Source organism: Citrobacter sp. Awk 2 (assembly GCF_028069815.1).
Taxonomy (GTDB): domain Bacteria; phylum Pseudomonadota; class Gammaproteobacteria; order Enterobacterales; family Enterobacteriaceae; genus Citrobacter.
The window spans coordinates 14,873-27,956 of sequence record NZ_JANEWL010000020.1 but is presented as its reverse complement, the minus strand read 5'-3'; the positions used below and the strand labels follow the sequence as shown (position 1 = coordinate 27,956).

At 53.6% G+C, this 13,084-nt stretch carries 13 protein-coding genes; 3 read left to right on the top strand and 10 right to left on the bottom strand.

From position 1 onward, the window contains the following. Positions 1-123: 123 nt before the first annotated feature. Both alr and dnaB read right to left on the bottom strand, forming a co-directional pair. Positions 124-1,203, bottom strand: coding sequence for an alanine racemase (gene alr, locus NNO02_RS07845; protein ID WP_271440972.1), 1,080 nt, complete (start codon positions 1,201-1,203; stop codon positions 124-126). A 145-nt stretch (positions 1,204-1,348) separates the two neighbouring features. After that, positions 1,349-2,764, bottom strand: coding sequence for a replicative DNA helicase (gene dnaB / locus NNO02_RS07840; protein ID WP_137381179.1), 1,416 nt, complete (start codon positions 2,762-2,764; stop codon positions 1,349-1,351). 61 nt (positions 2,765-2,825) lie between these two features. Between dnaB and NNO02_RS07835 the strand changes: the two genes are divergently transcribed. Then, positions 2,826-3,809: a quinone oxidoreductase gene (locus NNO02_RS07835; RefSeq protein ID WP_202037171.1), complete on the top strand. Its 984-nt coding sequence runs from the start codon at positions 2,826-2,828 to the stop codon at positions 3,807-3,809. Positions 3,810-4,036: 227 nt separating this feature from the next. Here the strand turns inward: NNO02_RS07835 and pspG are convergent, their stop codons facing one another. The 3 genes from pspG to NNO02_RS07820 all read right to left on the bottom strand — a co-directional run bounded on the left by pspG (position 4,037) and on the right by NNO02_RS07820 (position 6,006). After that, positions 4,037-4,279, bottom strand: coding sequence for an envelope stress response protein PspG (gene pspG, locus NNO02_RS07830; RefSeq protein WP_048213926.1), 243 nt, complete (start codon positions 4,277-4,279; stop codon positions 4,037-4,039). 133 nt (positions 4,280-4,412) lie between these two features. Continuing rightward, positions 4,413-5,411: a tRNA dihydrouridine(20/20a) synthase DusA gene (gene dusA, locus NNO02_RS07825; protein WP_271454531.1), complete on the bottom strand. Its 999-nt coding sequence runs from the start codon at positions 5,409-5,411 to the stop codon at positions 4,413-4,415. Positions 5,412-5,517: 106 nt separating this feature from the next. Continuing rightward, positions 5,518-6,006, bottom strand: coding sequence for a cupin domain-containing protein (locus tag NNO02_RS07820; RefSeq protein ID WP_048213928.1), 489 nt, complete (start codon positions 6,004-6,006; stop codon positions 5,518-5,520). 115 nt (positions 6,007-6,121) lie between these two features. On the opposite strand from NNO02_RS07820, the gene zur reads away from it, so the two are divergent. Beyond that, a complete protein-coding gene (gene zur, locus NNO02_RS07815; RefSeq protein ID WP_271454530.1) occupies positions 6,122-6,640 on the top strand; it encodes a zinc uptake transcriptional repressor Zur in 519 nt (172 codons plus the stop codon). Between the two features lie 44 nt (positions 6,641-6,684). On the opposite strand, the gene NNO02_RS07810 is transcribed toward zur, so the two are convergent. From NNO02_RS07810 to NNO02_RS07795, 4 genes are all read right to left on the bottom strand, one after another. Then, the gene (locus NNO02_RS07810) at positions 6,685-6,894 is read right to left on the bottom strand and encodes a CsbD family protein (protein ID WP_005132658.1); all 210 of its coding nucleotides are present in this window, start codon (positions 6,892-6,894) and stop codon (positions 6,685-6,687) included. Positions 6,895-7,030: 136 nt separating this feature from the next. Then, positions 7,031-8,350 (bottom strand): MATE family efflux transporter DinF, encoded by a 1,320-nt coding sequence (dinF, locus tag NNO02_RS07805; protein ID WP_271440974.1) that lies wholly within the window; start codon positions 8,348-8,350, stop codon positions 7,031-7,033. 121 nt (positions 8,351-8,471) lie between these two features. Then, positions 8,472-9,080: a transcriptional repressor LexA gene (gene lexA, locus NNO02_RS07800; protein ID WP_103777801.1), complete on the bottom strand. Its 609-nt coding sequence runs from the start codon at positions 9,078-9,080 to the stop codon at positions 8,472-8,474. A 109-nt stretch (positions 9,081-9,189) separates the two neighbouring features. Beyond that, positions 9,190-9,558 carry a diacylglycerol kinase gene (locus tag NNO02_RS07795; RefSeq protein WP_271454529.1) on the bottom strand — a complete coding sequence of 123 codons (369 nt, stop codon included), beginning with the start codon at positions 9,556-9,558 and terminating at the stop codon, positions 9,190-9,192. A gap of 171 nt (positions 9,559-9,729) precedes the next feature. Between NNO02_RS07795 and plsB the strand changes: the two genes are divergently transcribed. Then, positions 9,730-12,150, top strand: coding sequence for a glycerol-3-phosphate 1-O-acyltransferase PlsB (plsB, locus tag NNO02_RS07790; RefSeq protein ID WP_188232235.1), 2,421 nt, complete (start codon positions 9,730-9,732; stop codon positions 12,148-12,150). 59 nt (positions 12,151-12,209) lie between these two features. Here plsB and ubiA read toward each other — a convergent pair whose 3' ends face one another. Beyond that, complete coding sequence (ubiA, locus tag NNO02_RS07785) at positions 12,210-13,082, bottom strand: 4-hydroxybenzoate octaprenyltransferase (protein ID WP_137381186.1); 873 nt, start codon at positions 13,080-13,082, stop codon at positions 12,210-12,212. Between the last annotated feature and the right edge of the window lie 2 nt (positions 13,083-13,084).

The following is a 13,084-nucleotide window of genomic DNA, read 5'->3' as shown; positions in this document are numbered from 1 at the left end:
GGTTTACAGGCAGTGGGATAAGAACACAATAAACCGGAAGCGGGAGAAGATCGAGAGGATGTTGCAGTTGGTGAGAATATTGCCGGATGGCGACGGTAGCGCCTGATCCGGCATATCAGGTAATTAATCGATATATTTCATCGCAACCCTTGATGTCAGGCGCGTGATAAGTTCGTAAGCACTTACTTTCGTCATCTCTGCGATGCGTTCCACAGGCAGGCCATCGCCCCACAGGATCACGGGATCGCCCGCTTTGTCCTGCGCCTCGGGGCCTAAATCAACGCAGATCATATCCATCGCAACACGACCGACAATCGGCACTTCACGGCCGTTAACCAGCACTGGCGTACCCGACGGCGCAGCTCGCGGATAACCATCGCCATACCCCATCGCCACCACTCCGAGACGTGTGTCGCGTTCGCTCTGCCATGTGCCACCATAACCCACTGGCTCACCAGCTTTATGCTCGCGCACGGCAATCAGGCTTGATGTCAGTGACATCACTGGCTGGCAACCAAAATCTTCTCCGATGGAGTGATTTTCCAGCGGCGATACACCGTACAGAATCAGACCCGGACGCGCCCAATCGAAGTGAGACTGCGGCCACAGCAGAATACCACCCGATGCGGCAATCGAACGCTGCCCCGGTTTACCTGCGCAAAAGCTATTGAAGATATCGAGCTGCTTTTCGGTCGCGCCACACTCAGGTTCGTCGGCACGGGCAAAGTGGCTAACGATATTGACCGGCTGGCGCACGTTTTCACATTGCGTCAAGCGCTGATAAAACGCCTCAGCCTGCTCCGGGCGTACGCCCAGGCGGTGCATACCCGTATCGAGCTTCATCCAGACAGTGACAGGTTCAGTCAGTTCGGCCGCTTCCAGAGCATCAAGCTGCTCCTGGTTATGTACGGCAGTATGCAGACGCTGCGCGGATATCGTCGGCAAATCGGAAGCATCAAAAAATCCCTCCAGCAGCAGGATGGGTTGCGTGATCCCTCCCGCGCGTAGCCGCAGGGCTTCTTCAAGACGAGCGACACCAAAAGCGTCCGCATCCGGGAGCGTTCGCGCGGTCTCTAACAGACCATGGCCGTAAGCGTTCGCTTTCACGACCGCAACCAGTTTACTGGCAGGTGCCAGTTCACGCAGACGTTGCAGGTTGTGTCGCAGAGCGCGGCGGTTAATGACAACAGTTGCCGCTTGCATTTTAATTCCTTAATAAAAGAATCGCCTAAATCATTCGTGTTGCAGAAAGGCGACAAGCCTGAGAATCCCCGGGAGCTTAGTAAACTAAGTGACCGGGGTGAACAGGCGTAGCCAACGCATCTGCAGCATGAAGGATGACGGAGATTTATTCGTCGTCGTATTGTGGGCCCGCATAATTATCGAATCGCGACCACTGTCCGTTAAACGTCAGACGTACCGTACCGATTGGGCCGTTACGTTGCTTACCAATAATGATTTCTGCGATCCCTTTCAGGTCGCTGTTTTCGTGATAAACCTCATCACGATAGATAAACATGATTAAGTCGGCATCCTGCTCAATAGAGCCTGATTCACGCAAATCTGAGTTGACCGGGCGCTTGTCAGCACGTTGTTCCAGAGAACGGTTAAGCTGTGACAGCGCCACCACCGGCACATGCAGTTCTTTCGCTAACGCTTTCAGCGAGCGGGAAATTTCGGCAATTTCCAGCGTACGGTTATCGGAAAGCGACGGTACACGCATCAGCTGCAGGTAGTCGATCATGATAAGTCCGATACCGCCGTGTTCACGGGCGATACGGCGTGCGCGCGATCGCACTTCCGTTGGCGTCAGACCGGAGGAATCATCAATATAGATGTTTCGTTTCTCCAGCAAAATACCCATTGTTCCGGAAATCCGCGCCCAGTCTTCATCATCCAGTTGACCGGTACGGATTTTGGTCTGGTCCACGCGCGAAAGCGAGGCCAGAGAACGCATCATGATCTGTTCTGAGGGCATCTCGAGACTGAAGATAAGAACCGGCTTATCCTGCAACATCGCCGCATTTTCGACGAGGTTCATCGCAAATGTCGTTTTACCCATCGACGGACGTGCCGCGACAATAATCAAGTCCGACGGCTGTAGACCCGCGGTCTTTTTGTTGAGGTCGTCATAGCCGGTATTCACCCCGGTGACGCCGTCGTGCGGCTGCTGGAACAACTGTTCAATACGCGCGACGGTGGCATCAAGCACATCGGTAATATTTTTCGGGCCTTCGTCTTTATTGGCGCGGCTTTCGGCAATTTTAAAGACACGGGATTCCGCGAGATCCAGCAGGTCTTCACTGGAGCGTCCTTGCGGATCGAAACCCGCTTCCGCAATCTCATGGGCCACCGAAATCATGTCACGAACAACGGCGCGTTCGCGGACGATATCAGCATAGGCGCTAATATTCGCCGCACTTGGCGTGTTTTTAGATAACTCAGCCAGGTATGCAAAACCGCCGACGCTGTCCAGTTGCCCCTGAACTTCCAGCGACTCTGCCAACGTAATCAGGTCGATAGGTTTTCCCATCTCCTGCAGGCGATGCATTTCGGTGAAAATATGCCGATGTGGGCGGGTGTAAAAGTCCTCCGCAACCACGCGCTCGGCCACATCGTCCCAGCGTTCGTTATCCAGCATTAAACCGCCCAACACCGACTGTTCCGCTTCAATCGAGTGCGGCGGTACTTTCAGCCCGGCGACCTGCAGATCGCGCTCACGAGCATCAGTCTGTTGTTTGTTGAAGGGTTTATTTCCTGCCATAGTGAATGGAGTTACCGAGATAATGATTGGGTCGAAAGATTACCACATTTCTGGAGGAAGCATGGCAACACGTATTGAATTTCACAAGCACGGCGGCCCTGATGTACTGAAGGCTGTGGAGTTTACGCCCGTTGACCCGGCGGAACATGAAATCCAGGTCGAGAACAAAGCGATTGGCATCAACTACATCGACACCTACATCCGCAGTGGACTTTATCCGCCTCCCTCGTTACCCAGTGGTCTGGGCACAGAAGCCGCAGGCGTGGTCAGTAAAGTCGGCAGCAAAGTGACGCACATTAAAGTTGGCGACCGTGTGGTGTATGCCCAGTCAACACTTGGCGCGTACAGCTCAGTGCACAACGTGCCAGCCGATAAAGCCGCCATTCTGCCTAATGCCATCTCTTTTGAGCAGGCAGCGGCCTCATTTCTGAAAGGGTTGACCGTTTTTTATCTGTTACGTAAAACCTACGAAATCCAGCCCGATGAGCCCTTCTTGTTCCATGCTGCAGCGGGCGGCGTTGGGCTGATTGCCTGCCAGTGGGCAAAAGCGCTGGGAGCGAAGCTGATTGGTACTGTTGGTAATGCGCAGAAGGCGCAAATAGCGCAGCAGGCCGGTGCATGGCAGGTGATTAACTACCGTGAAGAAAGTATCGTCGAACGGGTTAAGGAGATAACCGGCGGTAAAAAAGTACGGGTGGTATACGACTCGGTGGGGAAAGATACCTGGGAAGCCTCACTGGATTGCCTGCAACGCCGGGGATTGATGGTCAGCTTTGGCAACGCCTCCGGGCCGGTAACCGGCGTTAACTTAGGTATTCTGAATCAGAAAGGCTCGCTGTATGTCACGCGCCCTTCTCTGCAGGGTTACATCACCAACCGCCACGAATTAACGGAAGCCAGCAATGAGCTTTTCTCGTTGATTGCCAGTGGGGTGATTAAAGTGGATGTCGCGCCTGGTCAGACATTCGCGCTGCACGACGCGCAGCGTGCTCATGAAGTGCTGGAAAGCCGGGCCACGCAAGGATCGAGTTTGCTGATCCCGTGAGACTTCCCTCTTAAATAATTCAAGCAGCCAACACACCTGCGGTTTGAATTATGACGGGGAAAGAAAGAATTAGGGCTTCCCGCAGGAAGCCCTTTCTTTTTTAGTTCGGCTGTATGTAGGGTACAGCTCGATGAATTCGTTAACCACGCAATAGTGACAGATTTGATAATCAATTCCTATTTGGTTCTAAAGGCAATGTTGCAGGTTGTGACGTACCGCTCAATACCTTAGTAAAAGCGGCGGTTATTGCGCTGATACTGTGGGACTTTTGGCGCTTTTATCGCCTTAATCACCCACACCACGGCGACGGCCAGTAGCAGCCAGGGAAGCAGTTTAATCATCAACGCAAACATCCCACCGAGGAACATCACTGCCGTCGCCACCATCAGCGCGGCGAGGATGCCCAACAGTGATATGCCAGTGACCATCAGCATGATAAAAAAGCCAATCACAAAAAGTAGTTCCAGCATGACGCTCTCCCGAAATGAAATTCTCTCCATTGCATTACAAGAAACATGCCAAAATTAATGCATTGATTTATAACGAAAACGCCCCGCGATAAAACGCAGGGCGTGGTGAAATTGACTAACTTTTGGTGAGAACTTAACGCTTATCTGCGACCAGTTTCAGCGCATGTTCCAGAACGTTAATATCGGCCCCGGCTTTATGCGCATTTTCACTCAGATAACGACGCCACTGGCGTGCGCCTGGAATTCCCTGGAACAACCCAAGCATATGGCGGGTCACATGCCCCAGATACGTCCCCTGACTCAGCTCCCGCTCAATATAGGGATACATAGCGCGCACCACGGCGACAGGGTCAGCATCCGGAGTAGTCGCAGCAAAAATTTCACGGTCGACCGATGCCAGAATACCCGGGTTTTGATAGGCTTCCCGACCCACCATTACGCCGTCCATATATTGCAGATGCGTCTTTGCTTCTTCCAGTGATTTAATTCCACCGTTTATCGACATCGTCAGGTGCGGGAAATCACGCTTCAACTGATAAACACGGTCATAATCCAGCGGCGGGATCTCACGGTTTTCTTTCGGGCTTAACCCGGACAGCCAGGCCTTGCGGGCGTGTATGATAAACATCTCACACTCACCGTTACCGGAAACCGTATTGATGAAGTCACACAGGAATTCGTAGCTGTCCTGGTCATCAATGCCAATACGCGTTTTCACCGTCACCGGAATCGACACCACATCGCGCATCGCCTTCACACAATCAGCGACCAGTTGCGCATTCCCCATCAGGCAAGCGCCAAACATCCCGTTTTGTACGCGATCGGAAGGGCAGCCGACGTTGAGGTTAATCTCGTCATAGCCTCGTGCTTCAGCCAGCTTTGCGCACTGGGCCAGCGCGGCCGGATCGCTCCCACCTAGCTGAAGTGCAACCGGATGTTCTTCTTCGCTATACGCCAGGTAATCGCCTTTGCCATGAATAATTGCCCCGGTGGTCACCATCTCCGTATAGAGCAACGTCTGGCGGGACAGCAGGCGCAAAAAGTAACGGCAGTGTCTGTCCGTCCAGTCGAGCATCGGCGCGATAGAAAAACGATGAGCGGGAAAAGCGGTAGACTGAGATTCAGGCAGCATGGCGAATATTCAAGCATCCGGTTAAAAAAGGGGCGCTACTATAGCATAGACCGTTGCGATAGTGAGCCACATCGTCGTGGATAGCGCCCTTCGTTCGCGTAGATCGTCATTTCCGCCCAGGTTTTCCGTCGTGTGGACCAAAAAACTGTGGAGGATGGTCAACCCAGCGATCCTCACGTGTGACCGCGTAGACCGGATTGAGCGGATAGTAGATACGGTTATGCTTCTTGTTCGCCTCACCGACGACCAGCAGCCGCACCTCGTCACTGGTGTTGTTGATAAAAGTGTGGCACACGCCGGTTCCTGCCGGAAAACCGACGCTATCGCCGGGTTCCAGCTTCCATAAGTAACCATTTATCCAGGCTTCCGGGTAGCCTTCCAGCACGTAGATAAACTCTTCTTCATCGCTTTCAGCGTGTGGATAAGAAGTACGACGCCCCGGCGGCAGACGTTCGTGATGAATGCCTAATCGCCCTAACCCCAACCTGCGGGCCAACGGCGCGCCAATAGAAAATAGCTCATCGCTACCTGGATAGGTGGAGTCATCAGGCCCCTCAACTTCACGCCAGTGGCGAATACAATCGGGTCTTTTCATGTTAATTTTCCAGTGTTGCGATGCGTCAGGTATAGCACACAGCGGTGGATCTCGGCGTTTTAAGCAGAACATGATAAAGTAAGGGATTAACCTTCCACACAAATCGAGGCGCCAAATGGACAAAACCACCACGCAGGAGTTATTGGCTCAAGCTGAAAAACTCTGTGTGCAACGTAACGTGCGACTAACGCCACAACGCCTCGAAGTGCTGCGCCTGATGAGCCTGCAGGAAGGGGCGATCAGCGCCTATGATCTGCTTGATCTGCTGCGGGAAACCGAGCCGCAGGCCAAACCCCCTACCGTGTATCGTGCGCTTGATTTTCTGCTTGAACAAGGTTTTGTGCACAAAGTGGAATCCACCAACAGCTATGTGCTCTGTCATCTGTTCGATCAGCCAACCCATAGCTCGGCAATGTTTATTTGTGACCGCTGTGGCGTGGTAAAAGAAGAGTGTGCGGAAGGCGTGGAAGATATTATGCATACGCTGGCCGCTAAAATGGGATTTGCTCTGCGCCATAACGTGATTGAAGCCCACGGCCTGTGTCCGGCATGTGTGGAAGTGGAATCATGCCGCCATCCTGGCGATTGCCAGCATGACCATACCATTCAGGTGAAGAAGAAAGCCGGGCGGTAAATAAAAGAGCGTACATCCTTGTACTCTCAGGAGGGAGGGGTTAATTACCAGCGGTAATCGTTGCGTTTTTCCCAATCTTTAACTTCTTTCTCCGCCTGATCTTTCGCGTACCCGTATCGTTCCTGGACTTTACCTACCAGCTGGTCGCGTTTACCTTCAATGACCGTCATATCATCATCGGTCAGTTTGCCCCATTGCTCTTTCACTTTACCTTTGAACTGTTTCCAGTTACCGCTGACTTCGTCTTTATTCATCATCAAGTCCTCATCGTTAGGTTGTGAATAGCGAGAGTGCTGCGCCCGGATACATGCTGTTTTTGCTGGGCGTGATAATAAGTGTAGTCAGGGATTCTGGGTTTTATTTACTATTCAGAATTTTTAACCATAAGCATCAGGCAAACCAGGTGCCATTACGCCAGTGACGTCGCCAGATGAAGGCCAGTGAAAGCCCGCGCAGCGCGAGAAAAACGGTTAACGCCAGCCACAAGCCGTGGTTTCCAAGCCACGGTAAAGCCAGTAGCGTTAACGCGAAACCCGCGGCCGCAACGGCCATGCTGTTACGCATTTCCGCGGCTCGTGTTGCGCCAATGAACATCCCGTCCAGCAGATAACACCAGACGCCCACCAGCGGTAAAATCACCTGCCAGATGAGATAGCGATCGGCCAGAAGTTGGATCTGCGGCAATGAGGTCAATAGCGTAATGATCTGCTCGCCGAACAGGGCATAGACCAGGGAAAACAGGATCGCCACGATACCCGACTGCCGGCAAGCCGCCCGCCAGACATCCAGTAACTGGCTACCATCGCGTGCCCCATAGGCCTGGCCAGAGTGCGCTTCTACAGCATAGGCAAATCCGTCCAGCGCGTAGGCGGTGAACGTCAGCAGGGTCATCAGAACGGCATTAACCGCAATGATATCGCCCCCCAGACGCGCGCCCAGCACCGTGATAGCGCCAAAACAGAGTTGCAGCAGCAACGAGCGCAGCATGATGTCGCGGTTAAGCGCCAGTAAACGGCGGAAGTTGCCGCGCCACGCAAGCTTCAACATCGCCAGCGAAATTCCGCGTATATGCAGGACTTTACGTACCATCATCAGGCCGATCAGCAAAGTGGCATATTCGGCAATCACCGTCGCCAGCGCCGCGCCCTGCACGTTCATATGCAGGCCCATCACCAGCCACAAATCGAGCGCGATGTTAAGCACATTGCCAACAATCAGCAGGATAACCGGCGCGCGTGCATACTGGACGCCAAGCAGCCAGCCAAGCAGCACCAGATTTGCCAGCGAGGCGGGCGCGCTGAGCCAGCGGATTTCCAGGAACCTTCGGGCCTGCTCCAGCACCGCTTCACTACCTCCCACGATATGTAACGCCAGGCTGATAATCGGTGTACGAAACAGTGCGATAAGCAATCCGGCACCCAACGCCAGCATCAGCGGCTGAACCAGCGCGCGTGCCAGTGCCTGCGGATTTTTCGCGCCGAACGCCTGGGCTGTCAGACCGGTGGTACTCATGCGTAAAAACAGCAGCAGCATAAAGAGAAAACTGGTCGCTGTTGCGCCAACGGCAACGCCGCCAAGATAGACCGGGCTATCCAGATGACCAATCACCGCCGTGTCCACCAGCCCCAGCAGTGGAACAGTGATGTTGGAGAAAATCATCGGTAAGGCAAGGTGCCAAAGTGCTTTATCAGAGGAGGTAAAGAAAGGCATGGAAAGGAGCCTGAAAAGAAATTAACGCGTTTTTGTAGACCCGATAAGCGTAGCGTCATCGGGCAATTTGCCGGAGAGCGGCGTAAACGCCCTTTCCGGCCTACAGGAAATCAGCTGATCATTACAGCCATTCACCGTTACGAATCACGCCAACAGCCAACCCTTCAATAGTGAAGCTTTGCTCACGTAGATCAACGATGATTGGCTTAAACTCGCTGTTTTCTGGCAGAAGTTCAACCTTGTTGCCCTGCTTTTTCAGGCGCTTAACCGTGACTTCATCATCAATACGGGCAACAACAACCTGGCCGTTACGTACGTCCTGCGTTTTATGCACAGCCAGTAAATCGCCATCCATAATCCCGATATCTTTCATCGACATACCGCTGACGCGCAGCAGAAAATCGGCGTTCGGTTTGAACAGTGATGGATCAACCTGGTAATGGCCTTCTATGTGCTGCTGTGCCAGAAGTGGCTCACCGGCCGCGACACGACCAACAAGCGGTAAGCCTTCCTCTTCTTCCTGCAGCAGACGAATACCACGCGATGCGCCAGAAACGATTTCCAGCACACCTTTCCGCGCCAGCGCTTTCAGGTGTTCTTCAGCCGCGTTTGGGGAACGGAACCCCAAACGCTGCGCGATCTCCGCACGCGTCGGTGGCATACCTGTCTGGCTGATGTGATCTCTAATGAGATCAAACACCTCTTGCTGCCTGGCCGTTAACGCTTTCATTCCGCCCCCTGGGTGTATATACAGTTATGCTGTGAGTATATACAGCTAAAGGCGAATTTGGAACCGCAAACTGCACAAAAAACAGGAGATTTATGAAGTTGTGGAATCTTTATCGCAAATGCGACCACAACAGGATGCCCCAGGTGATCAGAGCGACGAAAATAGAAAGCAATACCGCAGCCGATCCCATATCTTTCGCCCGGCCAGAAAGCTCGTGATACTCAGAACCAACTCGGTCGACAACCGCCTCAATGGCGCTGTTCAGAATTTCAACGATCATCACCAGCATCACCGAACCAATCAGCAGTACGCGGGTAATTGCGTCAACGTCCAGCCAGCAGGCAATGGCTACCCCCAACAGTACGGCAACGCTTTCCTGACGGAATGCCGCCTCATTGATCCATGCGGCGCGGAAACCTTGCCAGGAATAGCCTGCTGCTTTGATAATCCGGGTGAATCCAGTGGTATTATTGGCCATCAAAAGAACCTTTTTACATTATTAGCGTTAGTATTATTGTCTCGTTACCCTGTTTGTTTCAGGGCATAAGCAAAGCTGCGCGAAGTATGACGGGATACCACAGAAATTCACTAAACTTTCTGATATCCTTGCAGCGCATTTGCATTATTAACCAGAGGCTTTACATCGTTTATGTCCGGCTGGCCACGAATTTACTACAAATTACTGAATTTACCATTAAGCATCCTGGTAAAAAGCAAGTCTATCCCGGCGGAACCCGCCCCGGAATTGGGACTCGATACCTCTCGTCCCATTATGTACGTCTTACCGTACAACTCAAAAGCTGACTTGCTGACACTGCGTGCCCAATGTCTGGTGCACGACCTCCCCGATCCCCTGGAACCGCTGGAGATAGACGGGACTTTGCTGCCGCGCTACGTGTTTATACACGGCGGCCCGCGTGTATTCACCTATTACACGCCAAAAGAAGAGTCCATCAAACTGTTCCATAACTATCTCGATCTGCATCGCAGCAACCCCGATTTGGATGTGCAGATGGTGCCGGTATCGGTGATGTTTGGCCGAGCCCCAGGGCGCGAGAAAGGCGAGGTCAACCCACCACTGCGCATGCTGAATGGCGTGCAGAAATTCTTTGCCGTCTCCTGGCTGGGGCGCGACAGTTTTGTCCGCTTCTCACCTTCCGTCTCCCTGCGCCGCATGGCAGACGAACACGGCACAGATAAAACCATCGCACAGAAACTGGCACGCGTGGCGCGTATGCACTTTGCCCGCCAGCGCTTAGCCGCGGTTGGCCCTCGCCTCCCTGCCCGCCAGGATCTGTTTAATAAACTGCTGGCCTCAAAAGCCATCGCACGCGCGGTGGAAGATGAAGCACGCAGCAAAAAAATCTCCCATGAAAAGGCGCAGCAAAACGCTATCGCATTGATGGAAGAGATTGCCGCGAATTTCTCCTATGAGATGATCCGCCTGACGGACCGTATCCTGGGCTTTACCTGGAACCGTCTGTACCAGGGAATTAACGTTCACAATGCCGAGCGCGTACGCCAACTGGCGCACGACGGGCATGAAATCGTCTATGTACCGTGCCACCGCAGCCATATGGATTACATGCTGCTGTCGTATGTTCTGTACCATCAGGGGCTGGTTCCACCGCATATCGCTGCAGGGATCAACCTGAACTTCTGGCCGGCAGGTCCGATTTTCCGCCGTCTGGGCGCATTCTTTATTCGTCGTACGTTTAAAGGCAATAAGCTCTATTCCACCGTATTCCGCGAATATCTGGGCGAGTTGTTCAGCCGTGGTTACTCGGTTGAATACTTTGTCGAAGGTGGTCGCTCACGTACAGGCCGTCTGCTTGACCCGAAAACCGGCACGCTGTCGATGACCATCCAGGCGATGCTGCGCGGCGGTACACGTCCCATTACACTGGTGCCTATCTACATCGGCTACGAGCACGTGATGGAAGTGGGGACTTACGCAAAAGAGCTGCGTGGCGCGACCAAAGAAAAAGAGAGCCTGCCGCAAATGCTACGCGGTTTGAGCAAGCTACGTAATCTGGGTCAGGGCTACGTTAACTTTGGCGAACCTATGCCATTGATGACCTACCTGAATCAGCATGTGCCGGAGTGGCGCGAATCTATCGATCCTATCGAGTCTATTCGCCCGGCCTGGCTGACGCCGACGGTAAATAACATTGCCGCCGATCTGATGGTACGCATTAACAACGCAGGCGCGGCCAACGCCATGAACCTGTGTTGTACCGCGTTACTGGCTTCCCGTCAGCGTTCTCTGACCCGCGAGCAGCTCACCGAACAGCTCGATTGCTACCTGAGCCTGTTACGCAATGTGCCGTATGCTTCGGATACGACAGTACCGACACAAAGCGCCAGTGAACTGATCGACCACGCCTTGCAGATGAACAAGTTTGAGGTTGAGAAAGACACGATCGGTGACATCATCATTCTGCCGCGCGAGCAGGCGGTACTGATGACCTACTACCGCAACAACATTGCGCACATGCTGGTTCTGCCTTCGTTGATGGCCGCGATTGTGACTCAGCACCGTCGGATTTCACGCGCCGCATTGCAGCAGCATATTGAAGCGCTGTACCCGATGCTGAAAGCAGAGCTGTTCCTGCGTTGGGAGCGCGATGAGCTTGCCGGTGTGATTGACGAGCTGGCCAACGAAATGCAGCGTCAGGGTCTGATAACCCTGCAGAACGATGAGCTGCATATCAACCCGGTTCACTCTCGCACGCTGCAGCTGTTGGCTGCGGGCGCGCGTGAAACGCTACAGCGCTATGCCATTACCTTCTGGCTGCTGAGTGCGAACCCGTCCATCAACCGCAGTACACTGGAGAAAGAGAGCCGCACCGTGGCGCAACGTCTTTCCGTGCTGCACGGTATCAACGCGCCTGAGTTCTTCGATAAAGCCGTGTTCAGTTCCCTGGTGCTGACGCTGCGTGACGAGGGCTACATCAGCGATACCGGTGATGCCGAACCGGAAGAAACGATGAAGATCTATCAGATGCTGGCCGAGCTGGTCACATCCGATGTGCGTCTGACTATCGAGAGCGCAACGCAGGGCGAGTAAGCATAAAAAAACCGGTCAAAATGAAATGACCGGTTTTTATTTTGCAGGTTAAGCCAAACTCAAAGGTGCCAGTAGCTCATCGCCAGCCCCAAGAACAGCACCAGCCCCACATAGTTATTGTTCATAAACGCTTTAAAGCAGGCATCCCGTTCGCGATCGACAATCAGTTTCTGCTGATACACAAACAGCGCGCCCGCCACCAGCAGTGACCAGTAATAGCCCAGCCCCAACCCGTTTAACCAGCCCACCGTCGCCATCAGCGCCAAAACACCGACCTGCAGAATGCCAATAATCAGCTTATCGTTCTGACCGAACAGAATGGCGGTCGATTTAATGCCAATCTTCAGATCGTCATCACGGTCAACCATCGCATACTGGGTGTCATACGCCACCGCCCAGAGAATGTTGGCGAGGAACATCAGCCAGCAGCTCAGCGGTACAGATTCACTGACGGCGGCGAACGCCATGGGAATAGACCAGCCAAACGCCGCCCCCAGCACCACCTGCGGCAGGTGCGTATAGCGTTTCATGAAGGGATAAACCCACGCCAGTGCTAACGCCGCAACGGACAACAAAATCGTCATCGTGTTAAGAGTCAGAACCAGCAGGAAGGCGAGCAACACCAGCACAACAAACAGCGTTCGGGCCTCTTTCTCCGTGACTGCACCGCTCGGCAGCGGTCGGTTTGCGGTGCGTTTGACGTGTCCGTCAAATTTCCTGTCGGCATAATCATTCACCACGCATCCGGCAGCGCGCATCAGCCACACACCGGCGACAAACACCGCCAGTATCCACAATTGCGGTACGCCAGGGGTCGCTACCCACAGCGCCCACAGCGTCGGCCAGAGCAGCAGTAAGGCGCCAATTGGCTTATCCGTACGCATCAAGCGGTGAAACGCCAGCAGCTTATTCTGCGTCAGACTCCACTCCATCT

Bases quoted from the DNA above. Each gene is read 5' to 3' on its own strand.
- alr (WP_271440972.1), bottom strand. From the start codon at position 1,203: ATGCAAGCGGCAACTGTTGTCATTAACCGCCGCGCTCTGCGACACAAC.
- dnaB (WP_137381179.1), bottom strand. From the start codon at position 2,764: ATGGCAGGAAATAAACCCTTCAACAAACAACAGACTGATGCTCGTGAG.
- NNO02_RS07835 (WP_202037171.1), top strand. From the start codon at position 2,826: ATGGCAACACGTATTGAATTTCACAAGCACGGCGGCCCTGATGTACTG.
- pspG (WP_048213926.1), bottom strand. From the start codon at position 4,279: ATGCTGGAACTACTTTTTGTGATTGGCTTTTTTATCATGCTGATGGTC.
- dusA (WP_271454531.1), bottom strand. From the start codon at position 5,411: ATGCTGCCTGAATCTCAGTCTACCGCTTTTCCCGCTCATCGTTTTTCT.
- NNO02_RS07820 (WP_048213928.1), bottom strand. From the start codon at position 6,006: ATGAAAAGACCCGATTGTATTCGCCACTGGCGTGAAGTTGAGGGGCCT.
- zur (WP_271454530.1), top strand. From the start codon at position 6,122: ATGGACAAAACCACCACGCAGGAGTTATTGGCTCAAGCTGAAAAACTC.
- NNO02_RS07810 (WP_005132658.1), bottom strand. From the start codon at position 6,894: ATGAATAAAGACGAAGTCAGCGGTAACTGGAAACAGTTCAAAGGTAAA.
- dinF (WP_271440974.1), bottom strand. From the start codon at position 8,350: ATGCCTTTCTTTACCTCCTCTGATAAAGCACTTTGGCACCTTGCCTTA.
- lexA (WP_103777801.1), bottom strand. From the start codon at position 9,080: ATGAAAGCGTTAACGGCCAGGCAGCAAGAGGTGTTTGATCTCATTAGA.
- NNO02_RS07795 (WP_271454529.1), bottom strand. From the start codon at position 9,558: ATGGCCAATAATACCACTGGATTCACCCGGATTATCAAAGCAGCAGGC.
- plsB (WP_188232235.1), top strand. From the start codon at position 9,730: ATGTCCGGCTGGCCACGAATTTACTACAAATTACTGAATTTACCATTA.
- ubiA (WP_137381186.1), bottom strand. From the start codon at position 13,082: ATGGAGTGGAGTCTGACGCAGAATAAGCTGCTGGCGTTTCACCGCTTG.